Origin of the sequence: Maridesulfovibrio ferrireducens (assembly GCF_900101105.1) — a bacterium.
Classification (GTDB): Bacteria; Desulfobacterota; Desulfovibrionia; order Desulfovibrionales; family Desulfovibrionaceae; genus Maridesulfovibrio; species Maridesulfovibrio ferrireducens.
Genome location: NZ_FNGA01000004.1, coordinates 20,132 through 40,174, shown reverse-complemented (window position 1 = coordinate 40,174; position 20,043 = coordinate 20,132). Strand labels below are relative to the sequence as shown.

The following is a 20,043-nucleotide window of genomic DNA, read 5'->3' as shown; positions in this document are numbered from 1 at the left end:
GTTGGAGGCAATATGAAAGACTGTTGTTTTGACGATTCCCGAAAAAAACTGAACATCCTTATAACCGGGAAAAGCACATTACTACATTCTTTGATGCTTGAGCTTCACAACCTCGGCCATTCTATTTCTATTGCAAAAAATCCCAGAGAAACTCTTTTCATCTATGCCAGTCAGCAGCCTGACCTGATAATTTTTGCGGATTTTGAACGTCCTTTCGAGACCTTCTCATCTATCCGGGAAATAAATCAGGACGCGGAAGCGATATTCATTATAGATGTAAATAATCCTAAATCTTTCGAATCTCTTTTTGATTTTCATAATGTCTCGTTCATACCATCCACGGCATCAGCGACAAGCATCATTTCAAATATTTCCGAATATCACAAAAAGATTATTCGCAATAGAGAGATAGAGGAAAACTCAAAACTCTACGATTTAATTCTTCAAGGACTTCCTTTTCCGGCGCTTTTAGTTGGCTCATGTACCGGAAAAACCATTATGGCAAATAAATCTGCCTTAAAGACTTTACCGATTAAAAGCTCTGAATCCAGCATACCTTTTATATCCTTCCTTGCTGAAGATGTTCGTAATAACCTCTTCACTGATCAGGAAGCATACCGCATTCATTCACTAAAATCAGTTTGTGCATATGAAAGGTTCTGGGATCTCACCATTGAACAAGTAGCCCCTTCTGTTTTTTTACTTCTGGCTCTTGATGTAACCGAGCAACGCAAGCAGCTCCAGCTCAGAGAAGAAATGGAACGCATCGCCAGACATGACCTGAGATCTCCTACAGCTACAATTGTAGGCATGTCCCGCATACTTGAAACAGAAGCTGATCTTAGTGACGACTACCAGCGGCTCGCGGAAATAGTGCGCACAACAAGTGAACGCATGATTCGTCAAATTGACACATCTTTAACGCTTATCAGGCTCGAAACAGGTTCTCTTGTTGCTGATTCGCATCCGTTCAACCTTTTTAGAGCTATCACAGCCGCAATCGGCGATATAAGTCAGTTAGTTGATGACAAGAAGCTTGAAATTATATGCTTTTTAGAGGATGAACCTCTTCAGGATGAATGTCCGCTTGTTTGTTACGGCGAAGCGTCCCTCATCATCACCATGTTCTCGAACCTGATTAAAAACGCCGCAGAGGCAGCTCCTGACAATTCGACTATCACGGTTCGCCTCCATGACACGGAACAATCGATAATCACTGAAATTCATAATCTCGGTGAAGTTCCAAGTTCTATTAAAAACAGCTTTTTCGATCGTTATGCAACCCACGGCAAACGGAACGGAACAGGACTGGGAACTTACAGCTCGAAACTGATCGCCAAAGTTTCAGGCGGAGATATTTCTTTTACAAGCTCATGGAATCAGGGAACGACCCTGATCACCACTCTCCCAAAACCTCCAGAAAATTTGAACAGGAATTAATTTAATGTCTTCAAAAAAGAAACCGCGTCCTCTCCTCGTTTACGCGGATAAAGACGGTCAAATATTCGATCACCCTGAATTTGAAATGATTTGCCGCAGAGGGGATGAGCTTGCTCAACCCAAACCCGAAGAATATATCCCGCTGCCTCCTGACAGTGAATTTTTCTTACTGCCTGGAAGAATCCCGCTTGGTCTAAACTCCGAAACCGGTGAAGTTGAAGAAGTTGAAGGATTAGCTGTAGCCGCATTTGCCTGTCCCGGCCACACACTGACCGGACTAGCAGCCTATGCAAACACCGAAGACGCACCGGTTTTACCAATGTTCGCTTACGGCGCAGTTGGTTATGCCAACGGCAGATTCTGGATTACAGCCAAGGTTGTAGATGAAGATAAACGCCAGATTTTTACTAAAATTCCACAGCAGAAAGTTGAATCCGGCGCCAAAAGGCTAATGAAAGATATGCCTGAAAACCGCTTGGTGAAACATCTTGCAAACTGCGCTCTAACTTACGGCTGCCCCGCAGCAAAGAATCTTGCTCTCGGTAGATTTGAAGCACCTCTTCCTACTGCCCGGACCTGCAATGCCCGTTGCATCGGCTGCATATCTGAACAACCCGAAGATTCCGGTTTTCCTTCCACACAGGAACGCATCAAATTTACGCCGACTGCTGATGAAATCACAGAAATAATGCACTATCACGCTAAACGCGAATCAAAGCCGATTTTTTCATTCGGTCAGGGTTGCGAAGGTGAACCACTGACTGAAGCTAAGCTGCTTTGCGAAGCCGTACAGAGATATCGCGACGAAGGCGGCAAGGGAACGGTTAATATAAATACCAATGGTTCTTTGACCGCTACAATGAAGCCTCTCTCAGAAGCAGGGCTTACCTCTATCAGAGTAAGTTTGAACAGCTTTCTAGAGCCTGTATACAATGCTTACTACCGTCCGAAAGGGTATAAGTTTGAAGATGTACTTGCGACCATCCACACAGCCAAAGAACTTGGACTGCATGTATCTCTCAACTACCTCTATTTCCCCGGAGTAAGCGATACCGAAAATGAAGTGAGTGCGCTCATTAAGGCCGCAACAGAATCAAAGCTGGACTTCATTCAGCTTCGCAATCTCAACATAGACCCTGATCTTTATATGGAACTGGTCGAAGATAATGATCTCGGCCCCGGAATGGGATTCGTTAATTTCCGCAAAAGAATTAAATCGGAATGCCCTTGGATCGGTTTTGGATATTTTAACCCTTATCTGGGCGACTGATAAATTATTCCTTATCTCCAGCTATTACTTAGCCGTCAGAAAACAAATCGTTTTTTGACGGCTTTTTAATATCTGAATAACCGCTAACTCTATTTTTAGACATTCTAAATAATAAAAAAATAATCTCAGGATATGTTGAAGCTTCACTTTTCACCATTCAACCTGAAGTGTATAAGAAAGAAATGAATCGCCACCCGCTATCAATGTTGATCAGCTTTTTTTTACTGCTGATGCTCATATCTCCTCACACTGCTTACGCTGAAAGACTAAACTCTTTCGGTGTGAACTGGCAGTTTGCGGTAAATCTCCCTCAAGCGGGTCTATCCGGCGTTCTCAAAGGCTCTCTTAAACATATTAAAAAGACCGACTTTCATTTCAGCGGAGAATTTATACCGCAAAAAAGCTCTTTAAAAGCCGCTAAAATCAGAATAAATACTGAGGTTCGCTTAGAAGAAGGAAGCGTTGCTTTTCGGAACTTAACCATCCAAATCAAAAAACTCGGAATAAGGATCCCCGAGCTTGAGTTACAAAACCCCGACATTTCAATTAAAGGTAATGGTAAATTATTTACAAAAAACGGGGTTGCTAAATTTGAAAATCTTTCTATCGCAGTCGGCAACCTTCCTCTGATAAATACGGACTTGAATTATTCACCGGATTCTGATGGAACCCTGTCATTAAATATTATTGATCCCCTGCCACTGCTGGAAAAAATAGCAGGCAAACTGCTAGACGAAGTAAAACCCGACTGGGAAAAACAAGGTAAACTGGATCTGTCACTCACACTCCGCAAAATAAAAACCAAACCGGAATCAAGTTTTTTACTTAAATTCAGCGAACTTTCTGTAGCTTCACCAGATGGGCTTTACTTAATAGACAACTTTTCAGGATCTTTAAAATCCACTATTCCCGTCAACAAGCCGCAGATTAAAGCGACTTTAGAGATTAATTCAGGGGAAGCTCTTTTTGACACTTTATATTTAAATCTTAACAAACACCCACTGAAAACAACCCTGACTTCAACCTTGCCAGACAAAAAAGGAAACATTTCTTCCCGAATAAATACGCAATGGGAAAAAATGGGGAATATTACAGCAAAGACGCTGATCAAGAAAACTAAAAACGGACTTAATTATTCAGGGGAAGCAAGTCTGCAAATCCCGGCTTTAGCTGCACCGTTTAAAACTCTTGCGGTTGAACCTTTTTCACTTGGTCAACTTTCCGCAAACGGCACGCTTGCCCTTTTATGTACCTTCAAAGGAACCCCCGAAAAAACAATTCTGACAGGAAACATAAACCTGACAAAAGGTGATTTTAATTCTCCAACTATTACCTCAAAATCAATAACAGCAAATATTCCGTTTTCCGCTTCACTCGGCAAAAATCTACATCCGCAACCCGACAAATATTTAACCGCACCTAAGCAAGGTTTTATAAACATCGGCAACCTTGATGCGGGACAGCTTAAGTTGTCAGACTTCAATATTCCGATAACCCTTTCTTCAAACAAAGCTGTGTTCGGAAACCTAGATAAAATCCCCCTTGGTGGCGGAAAAATTAAACTTTCCGAGCTTGCAGTAAATAATCCTTTTTCCAGCGACTTTGCTCTGCATGGCAAACTAAACGCAAAGGATGTCAATCTGTTGCCTCTTTCGCCCCCGTCTCTACCTGTTGACGGTAAAATAGACGGCAATATCGAGTTCTGGCTGCTTAAAAAACGATTTTCTACACTTGGAAGTTTTTCGGGGGAGGTATACGGCGGCAAAATAAAAATATCAGAGATGTTTGCTGATAATCCTTTTTCAAAATCGCGACAGTACGGGGCAGATTTCAATATTGAAAAACTAAAACTCAAACCGCTCAGTGAAGCTCTTGATATCGGACGAATCACAGGTAGAATGAACCTTGATCTTACAGACCTCGTCATAGCGTACGATCAACCGGCTAAATTTAAGCTTTACGCTATTACAACTCCTGATTCGGACTCTGATCAGGCAATCAGCCTCAAAGCCGTTAATACCTTATCTGTCATCGGAACAGGTTCAGGCCTTACAGGGGTCGGAGTTGGTATGTTTTCACAATTTTTCCAGGAATTCAGTTATGCAGGACTGGGTCTTGAGTGTACTTTAGACCACGATTTATTTAAAATACGAGGCTTGATCAGAGAGGACGGAATCGAGTATATAATAAAGAAGCCACCATTATTCGGTATAAATGTTATTAACAGCAACCCTGAAAACCTCATCAGCTTTTCCGACATGCTGAAAAGATTGAAAAGAATATCAGGGTCGCGCTAAATTCCTTAACAGGAGATAATTATGATCAAAAAAACCGCTCAGGTTTTAACGTTGATGACTCTTTTTGCCTTTGCAGCCTGCGTCACTGTAAACATATATTTTCCGGCAGCGCAGGTCGAAAAAGCGGCTGAAGATATCGTCGATGACATTTACGGGACCGATGCTCAGCAACCCATAAATAACAAAGACAGCTCATCTCTGCCGTCTTTCCTTGCATTCATAACGCCATCTGCCGCACATGCAAAAGACGTTACCGAATCCGACATTGAAGGACTTAAACAGTCCAACTCTGCGATCAGAGGCTTAAAGCAAAATATTGCGGCAGACCACCAGCAGCTTATCCCCTATTACAATGCCGGAAATATAGGCATCAACAAAAGTGGATATCTGGAACTGATAAACAAGAAAGGTTTAAGCCTTCCTGATACTGCAGCAGTCCGCAGATTAATTTCACAGGATAACAACACGAGAAAAAAACTATACGCGGAAGTTGCCGCATCCATGAACATTCCCGGAAGTGAAATTGTGAAAATCACAAATATCTTTACCGAAGTCTGGCAGAAAAAAGCACCCGCCGGATGGTGGATTCAGGATGCGTCAGGCAACTGGAAAAAGAAATAATTTAACTTGATAAGTTTAATTACAAAAAAAACCCCTGAAACTAAAGTTTCAGGGGTTTTAATTTTAATCTTGATCAGGAATTAGAAATTAACGTTTACCTGTTCGGAATCACCATCTCTGGCAGTTATTTCTCCGATTTTCCAAGATTTAATGTCCATGCCATTAAGTCTGTTGATAACGTCTTCTTCTCTGTCACCTTTAACAACCATGATATAACCGATACCACAGTTGAAAATCTGTAACATTTCAGGCCAACTGAGATTGCCCTGTTCTTTCATCCAGTTAAACACAGGAAGAACTTCCCATGTTCCGAAATTAATTTCTGCTGTAACCTGCTGAGGCAGGATTCTAGGCAGATTGTCATAGAAACCGCCGCCGGTAACATGAACCATTCCCTTAACTTCGATTTCGCGGATAATATTGCGTACAGCGTCTGCATAAATTTTAGTCGGAGTGATAAGAGCTTCTCCGATTTTTTGATCCGTACCGGGCAGAAGATCATCTGCGGCAAGGCCGGATTCATCATACAGTTTGCGAACCAGAGAGTATCCGTTTGAATGGACACCTGAGGAAGCAAGGCCGATGATTGAATCACCGATTGTAATGGAAGAACCATCAACAATATTTGCGTTATCAACCATACCGACGCAGAAGCCGGACAGGTCATATTCGCCATCGGCATAAAATCCGGGCATTTCTGCAGTTTCTCCGCCAAGCAGAGCACAGGATGACATTTTACAACCTTCAACTATTCCGGAAAGAACTGTTTCAGCTACGCCTACTTCCAGTTTTCCTGTTGCAAAATAATCAAGGAAAAACAAAGGCTTTGCGCCCTGTACCAATATGTCATTCACGCTCATAGCGACAAGATCAATACCGATGGTATCGTGTTTGTCTAGCGCGAAAGCCAGTTTTAATTTAGTACCCACGCCATCGGTACCTGCTACAAGAACAGGCTCTTCCATTTGAGTCAGGTCAAGCTTGAAAAGCCCGCCGAAACCACCGATATCCGTGACTACACCTTTGGTAAAAGTGGAACCCACCATACCTTTAATGCGACCTATAAAATCATTTGCCGCGTCGATATTAACACCGGCGGCCTTGTAAGCATCAGAACGACTTGCCATATATTTATCTCCTAACAATCTCTAAGAATGGACTGTATATGCTGAAATCGATAAGAGTTCAAGGCGCATCATTGCACCTTTTGTCGATAGTAAAACCGATAAGGTCCGCTGCTTGCATTCATTTATACTACCTGACGGAGGAGCAGAATCATTCACTATATTAAAAAAATAGATAATGATTAGCTGTAAAAACTCAAAAGATACGAATGGTTAACATGTTCTACTCTTTTAGTTTTCGGAGTAACTAAGAAGGTGCCAAATTCTGAACAGTCTGGTACAGTATGACACGGAGAAATATCATGTACAAGAAAACTTTAATATTCGGATTTATTATTTTTGGACTTATTTTCTCAACCCCTGCTTTGGCTGGAACTAAATTTATTAATAAGGACACTGCCAAAGACCGCGAAAATATACGCATGGGAACAAGACAAGACAACAATGAAATCTCAATTGAGACCGGAAACAAGTCTAATATAATGAGCACCAGACCAAAAGAAAAGGATGAAAAGGACACGCCGAACATAGGCCCTATTCTTATTGTCCCCGAAATTAAAAGATAAGGACTCCCAAAAATGCTACACCCTGCACGACTATGGAAAGAATTGAAAAACGGAAAAGTCCAATGCCGTCTCTGTAATCATTTTTGTATTATAGAGCCTGACGAACATGGAATATGCGGAGTCCGGCAGAACATTGACGGTTCGTTGATGACAAAAACATACGACTTGGTCGCAGCAATCAACATTGACCCCGTTGAAAAAAAACCGCTCTACCATTTTCTGCCCGGCACCACTACTTTTTCACTAGGAACGCAGGGTTGTAATTTCGGCTGTGAATTCTGCCAGAATGCCTCGTTATCACAACACCCAAAATCGGGCCGCGAGGTAACCGGACAGAAAGTAACGCCCGAAACACTGGTTGAGCTTGCTATATCCCACAAATGTAAATCCATATCCTACACCTATTCAGAACCGACTATATTTTTTGAGCTTATGCAGGACACTGCAAAACTTGCTCACGATCACGGTTTAAAAAACATCATGGTTTCAAACGGATTTCAGAGTCCTGAATGTCTCGAAGAACTCGCCCCCTTAATTGATGCTGCCAACATTGATCTAAAAAGTTTCAACAACACGTTTTATAAGGAAATCTGCAAAGGCAAACTGAACCCTGTACTCGAAACGCTCAAGCACATTAAAAAACTGGGCTGGTGGCTGGAAGTAACAACCCTGCTCATTCCCGGCAAAAATGATGAGATCTCTGAACTGAAACAACTGGCAAACTTCATAGCGACAGAACTTGGCGAAGAAGTCCCTTGGCACCTATCCCGCTTCCATCCTGACTATATGATGCAGGATTGTCCGGTTACCCCCATGACATCTCTGACCCTTGCCCGACAAGCAGGGAACGACGCAGGACTTAAGTATGTATATATAGGTAATGTTCCCGGAAATGAGTTTTCCTCAACGTTCTGTCCGTCCTGCAACAAAGAAATTATCCGCAGGTTAGGCTTTTCAATGGAAAACATGGGAGTGGATCATGGCATGTGTAAATACTGCGGATGCCACGCAAATGGGGTTTTTGAGAACAAGTCCAATTAATCGTAAAATAAATTAAAAACAATAAACACTTGAAAACAAACAATAAAACCTAAAAGACTTAAATTTATTTTCATTTTTATTAAATTAACACTTGCCAAGCACATACGTTTCAACTATCCCCTTTTCTGTGCACAGCGCTAGTGCAGCAAATTATATCAGTCGGGGCGTGGCGCAGTTTGGTAGCGCGCCTGCTTTGGGAGCAGGATGCCGGGAGTTCGAATCTCTTCGCCCCGACCACAGAGAATACAAGGGTTAACTATTTATTTAGTTAACCCTTTTTCTTTTGGGGAAAATTTGGTGGGGAATATTTTGTGAATTGGAGCGGATGTGGGGTGGTTCTTTTGATGGACAGAGAACATTGGAGAACTACAAAATTTAAATTTCTAATAATTCGTTAAGCAAATTCTCTAAAAATTCATTCCTACATTGATCGAAATTGTTCTGACAATAAATATATTCTCTGAAATCCATCTCTCGATGTTCTTTCGTAATTACTTTGTTCTTTAAAAAAGAAAACAAATTCTTCCCATATCCCCCTATAAGATATTCGAAATCATCTATTGAAATAGCTTGGAAATCAAAATTATCAGGAACAAAACCAAGATTATCTTTCAGTATTTCTTCAGAACAATCTTTTATAAATGAATTTAAAAAATATCCACTATCGTAGGTAACTATTAATCTTTGAATTTTACATTGTTTAAAACGAGACAATTTAATATCAGTACTACTTTTTATAGCTTCTTCAAATTTATACAACTGAATAGCAGCTTTTCCAATGGTTTGTTTTAAATCTTTTTTGACAGTAGCATATTCTCCAAATTGTTTTGCATTCAAATATAATATAGGGTGCTTAACTTCAATAACAACTAATTTATCTCCATCCAACAGCAACCAATCAGGAGAATCATTAGTTTTATCATACTTAAATTCAGGAAGTACTTGATGCTCAGGAACTGTTCTTTTCAATAATTCGCCTACATAATCTTGAAAAACATATCCAAACGATGTTCTAAAAGGATTCTCCTTCTTCTTTCCTCTATAGCGTTCAGCCAAATCAAAAAAAAGGCCATTGGTAACTCGATACAGCAATAGATCTGGAACTGGCACTAAGTATGGCTTAACATCAAGCTCATATGGTCTTTTTTGCGAAATGATAAGAGGAAACTTTAAAAGAGGATTAAACGAATACTTTTCATACCCAGCACGTATTTCTTTGCATTCATTCCTAAAGGTTTCATAGTCACAGGATACAAATTTAAAAAACAAATTTTGATTTTCATCATCAAATAATGAAACATTAGAATCTTTATATTTGAGAACATGTCCATTCTTTGATCTAGTATGAAATTCGCAGGCCATATAAAGCAAATCTTCTAACTTTAGCCCTGTTATTTCTTTGATGTCATTTTTAAGGTCTATAGTTACTTTATTACATTTTCCCCACAGCTTTGAATATAAAAGATATGTTCTTGGAATGGCATACACAGTTGGACGTGCATAATCCCAACACACTGCCCCATAACGTAATAAATAAGCTACTCCATCACCATCTTCTAACAGAGGATCTTTAAGACTCAAGTAACTCTGCACTACATTTAATAGCCCGTTATCATCAAGACTTTTTGTGCGATGATCATTACAGTGTTTTATTAACACCATTGAAACATAAGCTAAGATACTATTAACATTAGTAGATTTTGATAAATGGTATGATTTTTTTCCAATCCAGTTCAAAGATTCAAATATATTATATCTTCTAAGCTGGTCGACTAAATCTTGATATACATATTCTTCACCTGATTCATTACCAAAAATTAAAACTTCCTTTCCAGCTATACTAACACTTGATTTCATATCGTTCATTGACAATTGCTCTCAGCATATTGATTAAAGATTTTGTCACAATAAACCCATCAATGACTTTGTCAATAATCACAAAGGTAATCAAAACACCCAAAAACCACTCCGTTAAACACTACTTATACAGATCACCCATAAAAAAATTCTTCTCCTCTTCCCTTCCAAGCTCTCCCTTCGTCTTCGGCAAAACTTCATAATTTAATCTATCTAATACCAAACCCGCAATTCAAAACCACTATTCAAAACTTTCATTCCTTCAAAACCCTATAAACAATGTAAAAAAAAGCTTGCCAAGCACATACGTTTCAACTATTCCCTCTTTTGTGCACAGCGCTAGTGCAGCAAATTATATCAGTCGGGGCGTGGCGCAGTTTGGTAGCGCGCCTGCTTTGGGAGCAGGATGCCGGGAGTTCGAATCTCTTCGCCCCGACCATAGAAATTTAAGGGTTAACTAATTATTTAGTTAACCCTTTTTCTTTTGGGGAATGTTCAAGTCCCTTCGACCCCGCAACTTTTTTTAAAAAGGATATCAATCGTTTAGATTGGTATCCTTTTTCTTATTTGAAGATCGGACAACACACCCACTGGTCAATGTTGTTTCTTGAAGTTTCAGTCGTTCATGTTATGTATGTTATGAAAAACAGAAACCTAGAGGAATACATATATGAATTGCCCTAAAAGATCGGAAACAGCATTGCTTCAGACTCTGACAAGAAGCTACCCAGAATTACTGGGAGTGGAAAAAAGGGATTTAAGACTTGAGGATATTGATCCGGATGTTAATTATCGCATAGAACCTGAATGTGAATATGACCCGGACGCAAAAGCTGATCTGGTTATCAAAAACGCGTGTTTAAATGATGGACGTAAAGCGAATATAGCAATTGCAGGAAACATTATTACCAGAGTCGGTTCAGCTGATGAAATTGATCAGGTTATAGGTTCTACAACCAAGATTCTGGATGCAAAAGGCAATTCTGTGTCACCCGGTTTTGTCGATTCTCATCTGCACCTTGATGTCGCTATGCAACGGCTCGGAACTTTAACCATTGAAGATGTGGAAACAGCGGCTGATTTCAAGAAACGCCTACGTAAATATGCGAAAGAAAACTCAAGCTCACCAATTCTGTATGTCTTCGGGCTCCATTATTTTGATGATCCCATAATTCCTGCCGAGACCTGTCGCCAGACGCTTGATGAGATAGTCAATGACAAGCCCCTTCTTGTTTTTGCCCACGATATGCATACGGCATGGGCCAACACAAGAGCCGTGGAGGAGGCAGAACTACTGCACAAAATGCCCCCTTACCCGCCTCTGATTAAAGAACTTGGATTGGAACAAAAGATTATCGTTGATTCTAATGGAATTCCCACTGGCGAGTTCAGGGAACCTGATGTTTATTCTTTCCTTGAAGGCCCCTTGCAGGCCAAATATCCCAGTTCTGTTGAGCAGCAGCTTTCCGATTTGGAGGTTGTGTGTAAACAGCTCGCTGGGTACGGCATTACCGGAGTGCATCGCATGGCTTTGGCTCAACCTGCTGAAGATTTATCCTTTCTGCTTTTGCTCCTTGAACTGGAACAACAAGACCGTTTACCGATACGTGTCAGCTCTTCTTTTTCCTCTGTTGCAGACCACAATATGCTGAATGATGTGCTCATCGGCTATGCCGCACGCGACCTTCTCACTAAGGCACGCAAAAAAGAAATAACGGCAGCGCAATTGCACGATCGCCTTTTGGAACTGCTCAAGGATGCTGGAACGGACAGACATGAAAAAGTAAAAAAAATGGCTGCTAAAGGCGGACATGGCGCGAATCATCCAATGATGAACGAGTTAGTAAAAGTTTCTCGGAAATTAACCGACATTATTCATAAAAAACATATAGGGCAGCATGCAAAAAGGGAGAATCCCCACCAAAAGAACAGCATGCCGGAACATATAAAATATCATGCTAAAATTCGGTTGGACACATTAAAAATTTTTATGGATGGAGTTATTGAAAAAGATACCGCCTATCGTCTCGACAAAGACCCGTCGCAAGGCATCCCGGAATTCAATCAGGATGATCTTGACAGGATTCTGGCTTTCGCGGACAGGCTCGGAATTCAGGTTGCGGCTCATTCAATAGGAGACGGGTCGGTTAAATCTATGCTTGATGCCATTTCTAAGGCGCGAAAAATCAATAAAGATATTGATAAAAAACGAGGCGACAGGATTCCGCATCGTGTGGAGCATATTGAAACCTGCAGTCAGGAGGATCTACCAAGATTCGGCAAACTGGATGTGATCGCCTCCATGCAGCCTTTGCATGAAAGAGGCCCAATGACCATGTGGCATACTCTGGTCCCGAAGTCGGAATGGAATACAGCCTTTGCATGGAAAGAAACTTTGGTGGACGACGCAACACTTGTTTTCGGCAGTGACTGGCCCATAGTCTCCTGCGATCCTAGGGCCGGAATCAACCACGCAGTGACCCGTAAACCATGGTATGAAGGGGCCAGAAACCAATCTGTAAGCTTAAATGAAGCTGTTGCCGCTTATACTTCCGGGGCTGCTCTCTCCGAATATTGCCAAAATATAAAAGGAGAAATCAAGTCAGGCATGCTGGCTGATATGGTTATCCTTTCGGGGAATATAAAAAAACTCGAAAAGGAATCTTTCAACTTGGAAATAGAAACTACCATCTGCGATGGAAAAGTTGTGTATATGAAACAGAGCTGAGAAAGTTGCCCCGACCACTAAGGGGAATAGCTGTCATTACCCTCTACAAATTTTCCGAATACTTTCTCCAAACGTTTCACCCAGCCAAAATTCGGCAAGGGTTAACTCATGGACCGGATTCCATATGTAATAAAAAGTATTCTCCGCCCCAAATTCACCAAAAGTTAGGGCTAGTTCTACCAACTTACCAGAAGCAAGGTCTTCGGCAACCAGATGACGTGGTAAAGCAGCCCAGACCTCTCCCGCAAGGACGAGACTATGAATAAGGCGGCTATCTTCACACAGCCAGACCCGATCTCCCAACCGAAAAACATCCGGCAGCCTGGTACCCATAGCCTGCAAATACGGCCGTAGCGTCTCCTCAGAGACATCGCGCATCGTCGCCAACGGGTGTTCAGCAGCAACCACACCGCAAAAAGCTATGTGGGCCAATTGTTTGAAAGACAACCCTGACATAAATATATTGTACACGGGGATATCCACCCCGACATCGGACTCGCCTGCACTCACGCTCTTGTGTACGTCACCCACGGCCCCCAAAATTACTTCCAGTTCAATATTCGGCCAAGCTTGCCTGAACTTGCCCAAAACCTGCGTCGTGATTTCCACAGGCATAAGCTCGTCCAGAGCCACGCGCAACAACGTCTGCTCCCCGAAAACAAGCCTGTCCGCATGACTTGCCAGCCTTTCTGAATAGCGTAACAGTTCACGGGACTGAAAAAGCAAATCTTCACCGTGTGCCGTAAGTGTCGGATATTTTCCACTCCTGTCGAAGAGTTTTACCCCTAGGTCGTCCTCCAGACTGGCAATAGCAGTGCTAACCTGACTCTGCACCTTGCCCAATTTTCGCGCCGCAGCAGAAAACGAACCGGTATCCACCGCAACCACAAACGCTTCCAAATGGTCCAATGAAAATCGCATGCTTCCCCCCTATCCATCTATTTTTAAGATAGATACCATCTTTACCAAACTCAGTAAAAGATTAAAAGATTTAAGAAGAAGCACCAGCTATAAGGAGAATAAACATGCAGGATACAATGCGTTCACCATTCGTTCGGGCCATTCTAACTTTAGTATTCGAGATATCCCTTGTGGTTTTAATGATGCCGGTTATCTCTTTATTAACATGGAAAAATTCAGACATAACCGGAGCGTTCTCGCTAACTTTTTATCTTACGGCCATTCCCATAAATTACATCTATAATTATGTGTTCGATCTAGTGCTCTTGAAAAGAGGAAAACCATTATATGAGCGGAGTGTAAGCCTGCGTATATTCCACGCCCTGCTTTTTGAAGCTATACTGTTGCCCATTCAGATACCATTAGCCATGAACATGCTCGATTTAAGCTTCGGAAAAGCTTTAACATTGGGCCTGTCTTTAGCCGCTGTAGTGTCTGTGTATAACTTTTTATCAAACAAGGCTTTCGACACGCATCTGTAAATGTAAAGAATCTAAACGTTAAAGGTAATAACAATGCGGACATGCAAAGACAGACTTCGGCATACAATTTTGTTCGAAATACTGCTCATTTTAATTATCGGACCTATGCTCTCAATTATCTTGGAACAGCCCTTACACACCATGGGTGCTCTTACAATAATACTGAGTCTCATAGCCATGGTTATCAATTATATATACAACTTAGCTTTTGACCATTCACTGAAACAACTTGGAAAATCTGTTCATAAAAGAAGCAAAAGACTCAGAGTACTGCACTCAATCCTTTTCGAGCTTGTCCTGTTTATCTTTTCAGTCCCAATCGTTATGAACTTCATGGGCTATACCTTCATGGAAGCATTCATACTGGATATAGGATTCATCATTATGGTCCCTGTTTACGCATTCTTTTTTAACATATTGTATGACAATGCATTCCCCATTGTTTCCATCCAATAAGGAAAAATCGCAAAAAAAACCCGGCCTCTCATTATGAGAAGCCGGGGTATATTAGGTTAGGTGTCGTTCCCATCAATCTCATGGATGCGAATCTTATTGCTACGTGGAAATTCTCGCTTAACAAGTTTTTTGAGCAACTTTTTCAGCCCCTTGAAGTCCGTCGTAAAACTCTCTTTATCAAATCCATCCTGAGTAACAAAAAACGAGTCCTCGCCTGTGCGCATAATCACCACGGAGCGGTCCCGCTTGTAAGTGAGCATTTTCAGCCCGCGCCCCATCTGAATTTTCTTGAGCTTACGCATAATAGTTTCTATGGCGGAGGTCTTGTCGATCATGCGAACAATGATATGCTGGCCAGCTCCCACTGGTCAATGTTGTTCCTTGAAGTTTCAGTCGTCCATGTTATGTATGTTATGAAAAACAGAAACCTGAAGTGGAGATGTAAACCTCCCGAGGGCTGTTTCTTTTGCTTCTTGACTATGTTATAAATTATTCAGAAATCTACCACCCAATTATACCATAGAATCGTTACCCCGACTTGCACAGTAGAACCGTATGATAAAAAAACAAGCGGCGAAGATATGATGCAAAATGCATATTTCAAATATATTTACTTTTTATTTGCTTTTTTTATTCTATTGAGCTCTGCGAAAGCGTCATTTGGAGCATATCCTGAACAGATTATCCACGTAAAAGATATTGAAATTGAAGCTATCAAAAAGAAAATTCAGCTTTCTGAAGCCGAAATAGCATGGCTTAACCTGAATCTGAATGTAATCGTACGCGTTGGAGATTGGCCCCCATTTATGATGGCTGAAAATGAAGTTTCAGGAATAGCCATAGACTACCTCGCTATTATAGCTAAAGTACACGGTATTAAATTCAAATATATCACTCAAAAAGATATTTCATGGCCCAACACTCTAAAAGCCATTCGGGAACGAAGCGGTGTAGATATTATCCCTGCTATTCAGCCTACAGCTGAACGCAGAAAATATATGGATTTCAGTAAGCCATACCAAACTTTACCTTGGGTCATTGTAACGCGTAGCGATTCAAATTTTGTTGGTGGTTTAGAAGATCTCAAAACAAAAAGGATTTCTGTGCAAGAACGATTCATCTTGCAAAAACAGATCGAAAAAAAATACCCCGGTTTCAATCTCAATATAGTAAAAACCAGTACTCCGACGTTGGACTCTCTTAAAGAGGTGGCTACCGGAGAATCATACGCTACCATCAATGCTCTTCCTGTGGTTGTCTATTTTATCCGGCATTATGGACTTTCAAATCTTAAAGTGGCAGCCCCGGCAAAATTCCAAGATCTTGAGTTGGCTATGGGAATTCGCAATGATTGGCCCGAACTGGCTTCAATCATTTCAAAAACAATTCAAGCCATGTCTCAAAAAGATGTAGGGGCAATACAAAATGCATGGCTCTCAGTCCAATATGAACAAGGTTTCAACCCTAATAAAGTCATACGCTGGACACTTTTAGGTGTGGCGTTGTTTGTTGGTATTGTTGTCTTGTTCTCGACAATTAATCAGACACTTAAAAGACAGGTCAAACAACGCACTAAAGCCCTTGAAGCAGAATTAGAGGAACGAAAACGCATCCAACAGCATCTTAAAAACAGCGAAGAACGGTATGATTTGGCCCTGCGCGCTGTAAGTGATGGACTTTGGGATTGGGATTTAAAAACAAACAATGTTTTTTTTAGCCCTCGATACTTTGAAATGTTGGGTTATGAATCTAATGAGCTACCCCAAACCTATGAAACATGGACCAAGCTTTTACACCCTGAGGATAAAAAGAGAGCTGAAAAAATTTTATCAGTATACTTAAAAAAAATATCTGAAAATGACCAAAATGCTCCTTTTTCGATGGAATTTAGAATGAAGGCGAAAGATGGAGAATGGAAGTGGATTTTATCTCGCGGCAAAGTGCCTATTCGCACACAAAATGGAACTCCCCTAAGATTAATCGGCACACACATTGATATAACCGAACGAAAAAAGACCGAAAAAATAATGGTTCAGACTGAGAAGATGATGTCAGTCGGAGGCCTCGCGGCTGGTATGGCGCATGAAATCAACAACCCTCTTGCAGGAATACTGGGCGCTGTTCAAAATATTCAAAACCGTATTTATAAAGATATTAAAAAAAACATCTCTACGGCAAAAGAATGCGACACTGACATAGAAAGCATTAGAAAATATTTTGCTCTGCGTGGAATTACCCCAATGCTTGAAAACATCCAAACCGCAGGTTTCCGGGCGTCAACAATAGTACAGAATATGCTCCAATTCAGCCGGAAGAGTAACCTTAATTTTGAGATCCATGACTTAGCTATACTTTTAGACAAAACAATAGAATTAGCCGCTAGCGATTATAACTTAAAAAATGATTATGATTTTAAAAAGATTGAAATCAAACGAGAATACGATTCTAAAGTCCCTAAAGTATGTTGCATCAACAATGACGTGCAGCAAGTTTTTTTGAATATCCTTAAAAATGGTGCAGAAGCGATGGCCGAAAAAGACTATAAAGGGGCATCCCCCATGTTCGTGCTCAGAATTAAAAATGGAAAAGAGGAAGTTATCGTTGAACTTGAAGATAACGGACCGGGCATGACAGAAAGCACAAGAAAAAGAGTCTTCGATCCATTTTACACAACAAAATCTGTTGGAAAAGGAACAGGACTGGGGCTGTCAGTTTCATATTTCATTATAACCGAACAACATAATGGAATTATGGAAGTTGAATCAACTCTCGGGATGAACACCCGATTCACCATCAAGTTACCAGTAGAAGGTTCACACTGCCCCCGCAGCAAGACATAAAAAAACACCCCGCCCCCTCATTACGAGAAGACGGGGCATATTTGATACTGAATGCCTTAAATTATTCGTCTTATTTAAAGGCCATAGTCGCTTTGACGGCTTTCTGCCAACCTTCGTAAAGCTTGCCGGACTCTTCTGCTTCCATTTTAGGAGCGAATTCACGGTCAACACCGAAGTTCTTTACAATGTCATTCTTATCTTCCCAGAATCCAACAGCCAGACCGGCAAGATATGCTGCTCCAAGAGCAGTAGTCTCAATGCACATAGGACGTTCTACGGGAGTTCCAAGCACATCGGCCTGAATCTGTAGAATGAGGTCATTGGCTACAGCGCCGCCATCAACGCGAAGCTTTTCAAGTTTGATGCCGGAATCAGCTTCCATGGCGGAAAGAACGTCTTTAGTCTGATAACAAAGCGATTCAAGAGTTGCGCGGACAAAATGTTCTTTAGTGGTTGCGCGAGTCAAACCAAAAACGGCTCCGCGAACCTCTGAATCCCAGTAAGGAGCGCCCAGACCGACAAAAGCCGGAACGAGGTAAACACCATCAGAACTAGATACACGAGTAGCGTAAAGCTCACTGTCTTTTGCTTCCCTGAACATCCGCATACCGTCGCGCAGCCACTGAACAGCTGAACCGGCGACGAAGATGGAACCTTCAAGAGCATATTCAACCTTACCGTCAACACCCCACGCAATTGTGGTGAGCAGACCGTTTTTGGAAGGAACAGCTTTTTCTCCGGTATTCATGAGCATGAAACAACCGGTTCCGTATGTGTTTTTCGCCATACCTTCGCTAAAACAAGCCTGCCCGAAAAGAGCCGCTTGCTGATCGCCAGCCATGCCGGAGATAGGTACTTCCAAACCCTGAAACTTTTCTTTTTTTGTCGTTCCGTAAACTTCCGAAGAAGGTCTTACTTCCGGCAGCATGGAAGCAGGAACTGTGAGGTGTTTTAAAAGTTCCTCGTCCCACTTGAGATCATGGATATTATACATGAGAGTTCTGGACGCGTTGGTGTAATCAGTTACGTGAACTTTACCACCTGTCAGTTTCCAGAGAAGCCATGTGTCGATGGTTCCGAAAAGCAAATCACCATTTTCAGCTTTTGCACGGGCTCCATCTACGTTGTCGAGAATCCATTTAACTTTAGTTCCTGAGAAATAGGCATCAATGAGCAGCCCTGTTTTCTCCCTGAACATAGGGTCGAGACCTTTTTCTTTAAGCTCATTACAAATATCCATTGTCTGACGAGACTGCCATACAATAGCATTATACACAGGTTTACCGGTTGTCTTGTCCCAGACAACTGTGGTTTCACGCTGATTAGTTATACCGATAGTCGCGATATCAGAACCGGAAATGTCAGGATGGGCTAAAGCCTCCGCTACTACAGACTGTACAGAGGACCATATTTCCATTGCATCATGTTCAACCCAACCGGATTTTGGAAATATCTGGGTAAATTCTTTTTGAGTTACGTTAACAACATCGCCCTTCTTGTTAAAAACAATGGCGCGAGAGCTGGTTGTCCCCTGATCAATAGAAAGAACGTACTTTTTAGTCATTTTAAATTTCCCCTTTGTAAATAGTACTTACGGATCGAGAGCTCTATTAAGCTAAGCCTGAAACTTAACCGATAAGAGTTTTGTACAGCATGGCACCGGCAACGCCGCCACAAATAGGAGCAACGATGGGCACCCAGGCATAACCCCAGTTACTGCCGCCCTTACCGGGGATAGGAAGCAACATGTGTGCAATTCTAGGAGCAAGGTCACGAGCAGGATTGATAGCATAACCGGTAGGTCCACCCAGAGAAAGACCGATCGCCATAATTAAGAAACCGATTACAAGAGGATTAAGGCCCTGACTGAATTCATTGGCGCCGATCCCCAAAAGAAGGAACAGCAGACAGGCAGTGCCTATAAATTCGCACAGAAAATTTTGAATTGTACATGGGATTGCAGGCCCGGTGGCGAAAACAGCCAATTTAAGTTCCGGGTCTTTAGTAGGCTCCCAGTGGCATTGGTAAACAAAGTAGCATAAAACAGCTCCGAGAAAACCACCCGTCATCTGCCCTGCAATGTAAACCGGAACATTGGCCCAAGGAAAAGCTCCAATGGAAGCTAACCCGATTGTGACAGCAGGATTAATGTGAGCACCTGAATGTTTCCCCGCAACATACACCGCAAATGCTACAGCAAATCCCCACCCCATACTGATTACAATCCAGCCGCCGTTCTGCCCTTTCGATTTTTCCAAAAGAACGTTAGCAACAACCCCGCACCCGAAAAGAGTCAAAATCATGGTTCCAATCATCTCACTTAAAAAGAAATTCATAATCCACTCCCACATTCCTTAAAAC

Annotated in this window: 16 protein-coding genes and 2 tRNA genes; 12 read left to right on the top strand and 6 right to left on the bottom strand. The window is 41.7% G+C overall.

Features of this window, described 5'->3' with window-relative positions; all coding sequences use genetic code 11:
* Positions 1–12: 12 nt before the first annotated feature.
* The 4 genes from BLT41_RS12740 (at position 13) to BLT41_RS12725 (ending at position 5,628) form a co-directional block, all read left to right on the top strand.
* Entirely contained in the window at positions 13–1,440 is a 1,428-nt protein-coding gene (locus tag BLT41_RS12740) for a hybrid sensor histidine kinase/response regulator (protein ID WP_092161760.1), read from the top strand.
* A 4-nt stretch (positions 1,441–1,444) separates the two neighbouring features.
* Positions 1,445–2,710 (top strand): radical SAM family protein, encoded by a 1,266-nt coding sequence (locus tag BLT41_RS12735; protein WP_092161758.1) that lies wholly within the window; start codon positions 1,445–1,447, stop codon positions 2,708–2,710.
* Between the two features lie 182 nt (positions 2,711–2,892).
* Positions 2,893–5,007: an AsmA family protein gene (locus tag BLT41_RS12730; RefSeq protein WP_092161756.1), complete on the top strand. Its 2,115-nt coding sequence runs from the start codon at positions 2,893–2,895 to the stop codon at positions 5,005–5,007.
* Between the two features lie 21 nt (positions 5,008–5,028).
* A complete protein-coding gene (locus BLT41_RS12725) occupies positions 5,029–5,628 on the top strand; it encodes a DUF1318 domain-containing protein (protein ID WP_092161754.1) in 600 nt (199 codons plus the stop codon).
* An 80-nt stretch (positions 5,629–5,708) separates the two neighbouring features.
* Here the strand turns inward: BLT41_RS12725 and purM are convergent, their stop codons facing one another.
* On the bottom strand, positions 5,709–6,755 hold the full coding sequence (gene purM, locus BLT41_RS12720) for a phosphoribosylformylglycinamidine cyclo-ligase (protein WP_092161752.1): 1,047 nt from the start codon (positions 6,753–6,755) through the stop codon (positions 5,709–5,711).
* 299 nt (positions 6,756–7,054) lie between these two features.
* On the opposite strand from purM, the gene BLT41_RS12715 reads away from it, so the two are divergent.
* From BLT41_RS12715 to BLT41_RS12705, 3 genes are all read left to right on the top strand, one after another.
* Entirely contained in the window at positions 7,055–7,318 is a 264-nt protein-coding gene (locus tag BLT41_RS12715; RefSeq protein ID WP_092161751.1) for a hypothetical protein, read from the top strand.
* Positions 7,319–7,330: 12 nt separating this feature from the next.
* Positions 7,331–8,359: an AmmeMemoRadiSam system radical SAM enzyme gene (gene amrS, locus BLT41_RS12710; protein ID WP_092161750.1), complete on the top strand. Its 1,029-nt coding sequence runs from the start codon at positions 7,331–7,333 to the stop codon at positions 8,357–8,359.
* Between the two features lie 160 nt (positions 8,360–8,519).
* Positions 8,520–8,596, top strand: a tRNA-Pro gene (locus BLT41_RS12705).
* A 138-nt stretch (positions 8,597–8,734) separates the two neighbouring features.
* Here BLT41_RS12705 and BLT41_RS12700 read toward each other — a convergent pair.
* Positions 8,735–10,225, bottom strand: coding sequence for a hypothetical protein (locus BLT41_RS12700; RefSeq protein ID WP_139167357.1), 1,491 nt, complete (start codon positions 10,223–10,225; stop codon positions 8,735–8,737).
* 353 nt (positions 10,226–10,578) lie between these two features.
* On the opposite strand from BLT41_RS12700, the gene BLT41_RS12695 reads away from it, so the two are divergent.
* A tRNA-Pro gene (locus BLT41_RS12695) sits at positions 10,579–10,655 on the top strand.
* A gap of 231 nt (positions 10,656–10,886) precedes the next feature.
* Positions 10,887–12,944, top strand: a complete 2,058-nt coding sequence (locus tag BLT41_RS12690) for an amidohydrolase (protein ID WP_092161748.1) — start codon at positions 10,887–10,889, stop codon at positions 12,942–12,944.
* Positions 12,945–12,980: 36 nt separating this feature from the next.
* On the opposite strand, the gene BLT41_RS12685 is transcribed toward BLT41_RS12690, so the two are convergent.
* Entirely contained in the window at positions 12,981–13,865 is an 885-nt protein-coding gene (locus BLT41_RS12685) for a LysR family transcriptional regulator (RefSeq protein ID WP_092161747.1), read from the bottom strand.
* A gap of 104 nt (positions 13,866–13,969) precedes the next feature.
* Here BLT41_RS12685 and BLT41_RS12680 point away from each other — a divergent pair, with 104 nt between their 5' ends.
* Entirely contained in the window at positions 13,970–14,386 is a 417-nt protein-coding gene (locus tag BLT41_RS12680) for a chlorhexidine efflux transporter (protein WP_092161746.1), read from the top strand.
* Positions 14,387–14,419: 33 nt separating this feature from the next.
* Positions 14,420–14,842, top strand: a complete 423-nt coding sequence (locus BLT41_RS12675) for a PACE efflux transporter (protein ID WP_092161745.1) — start codon at positions 14,420–14,422, stop codon at positions 14,840–14,842.
* Positions 14,843–14,898: 56 nt separating this feature from the next.
* Here BLT41_RS12675 and BLT41_RS12670 read toward each other — a convergent pair whose 3' ends face one another.
* Positions 14,899–15,207: a hypothetical protein gene (locus BLT41_RS12670; protein WP_244512279.1), complete on the bottom strand. Its 309-nt coding sequence runs from the start codon at positions 15,205–15,207 to the stop codon at positions 14,899–14,901.
* A gap of 216 nt (positions 15,208–15,423) precedes the next feature.
* Here BLT41_RS12670 and BLT41_RS12665 point away from each other — a divergent pair, with 216 nt between their 5' ends.
* Positions 15,424–17,682 carry a PAS domain-containing protein gene (locus tag BLT41_RS12665; RefSeq protein ID WP_092161744.1) on the top strand — a complete coding sequence of 753 codons (2,259 nt, stop codon included), beginning with the start codon at positions 15,424–15,426 and terminating at the stop codon, positions 17,680–17,682.
* Positions 17,683–17,752: 70 nt separating this feature from the next.
* Here the strand turns inward: BLT41_RS12665 and glpK are convergent, their stop codons facing one another.
* Both glpK and BLT41_RS12655 read right to left on the bottom strand, forming a co-directional pair.
* A complete protein-coding gene (glpK, locus tag BLT41_RS12660; RefSeq protein ID WP_092161743.1) occupies positions 17,753–19,246 on the bottom strand; it encodes a glycerol kinase GlpK in 1,494 nt (497 codons plus the stop codon).
* Between the two features lie 64 nt (positions 19,247–19,310).
* Positions 19,311–20,018 carry an MIP/aquaporin family protein gene (locus tag BLT41_RS12655; protein ID WP_092161742.1) on the bottom strand — a complete coding sequence of 236 codons (708 nt, stop codon included), beginning with the start codon at positions 20,016–20,018 and terminating at the stop codon, positions 19,311–19,313.
* Positions 20,019–20,043 lie beyond the last annotated feature (25 nt).

Bases quoted from the DNA above. Each gene is read 5' to 3' on its own strand.
- BLT41_RS12740 (WP_092161760.1), top strand. From the start codon at position 13: ATGAAAGACTGTTGTTTTGACGATTCCCGAAAAAAACTGAACATCCTT.
- BLT41_RS12735 (WP_092161758.1), top strand. From the start codon at position 1,445: ATGTCTTCAAAAAAGAAACCGCGTCCTCTCCTCGTTTACGCGGATAAA.
- BLT41_RS12730 (WP_092161756.1), top strand. From the start codon at position 2,893: ATGAATCGCCACCCGCTATCAATGTTGATCAGCTTTTTTTTACTGCTG.
- BLT41_RS12725 (WP_092161754.1), top strand. From the start codon at position 5,029: ATGATCAAAAAAACCGCTCAGGTTTTAACGTTGATGACTCTTTTTGCC.
- purM (WP_092161752.1), bottom strand. From the start codon at position 6,755: ATGGCAAGTCGTTCTGATGCTTACAAGGCCGCCGGTGTTAATATCGAC.
- BLT41_RS12715 (WP_092161751.1), top strand. From the start codon at position 7,055: ATGTACAAGAAAACTTTAATATTCGGATTTATTATTTTTGGACTTATT.
- amrS (WP_092161750.1), top strand. From the start codon at position 7,331: ATGCTACACCCTGCACGACTATGGAAAGAATTGAAAAACGGAAAAGTC.
- BLT41_RS12700 (WP_139167357.1), bottom strand. From the start codon at position 10,225: ATGAACGATATGAAATCAAGTGTTAGTATAGCTGGAAAGGAAGTTTTA.
- BLT41_RS12690 (WP_092161748.1), top strand. From the start codon at position 10,887: ATGAATTGCCCTAAAAGATCGGAAACAGCATTGCTTCAGACTCTGACA.
- BLT41_RS12685 (WP_092161747.1), bottom strand. From the start codon at position 13,865: ATGCGATTTTCATTGGACCATTTGGAAGCGTTTGTGGTTGCGGTGGAT.
- BLT41_RS12680 (WP_092161746.1), top strand. From the start codon at position 13,970: ATGCAGGATACAATGCGTTCACCATTCGTTCGGGCCATTCTAACTTTA.
- BLT41_RS12675 (WP_092161745.1), top strand. From the start codon at position 14,420: ATGCGGACATGCAAAGACAGACTTCGGCATACAATTTTGTTCGAAATA.
- BLT41_RS12665 (WP_092161744.1), top strand. From the start codon at position 15,424: ATGATGCAAAATGCATATTTCAAATATATTTACTTTTTATTTGCTTTT.
- glpK (WP_092161743.1), bottom strand. From the start codon at position 19,246: ATGACTAAAAAGTACGTTCTTTCTATTGATCAGGGGACAACCAGCTCT.
- BLT41_RS12655 (WP_092161742.1), bottom strand. From the start codon at position 20,018: ATGAATTTCTTTTTAAGTGAGATGATTGGAACCATGATTTTGACTCTT.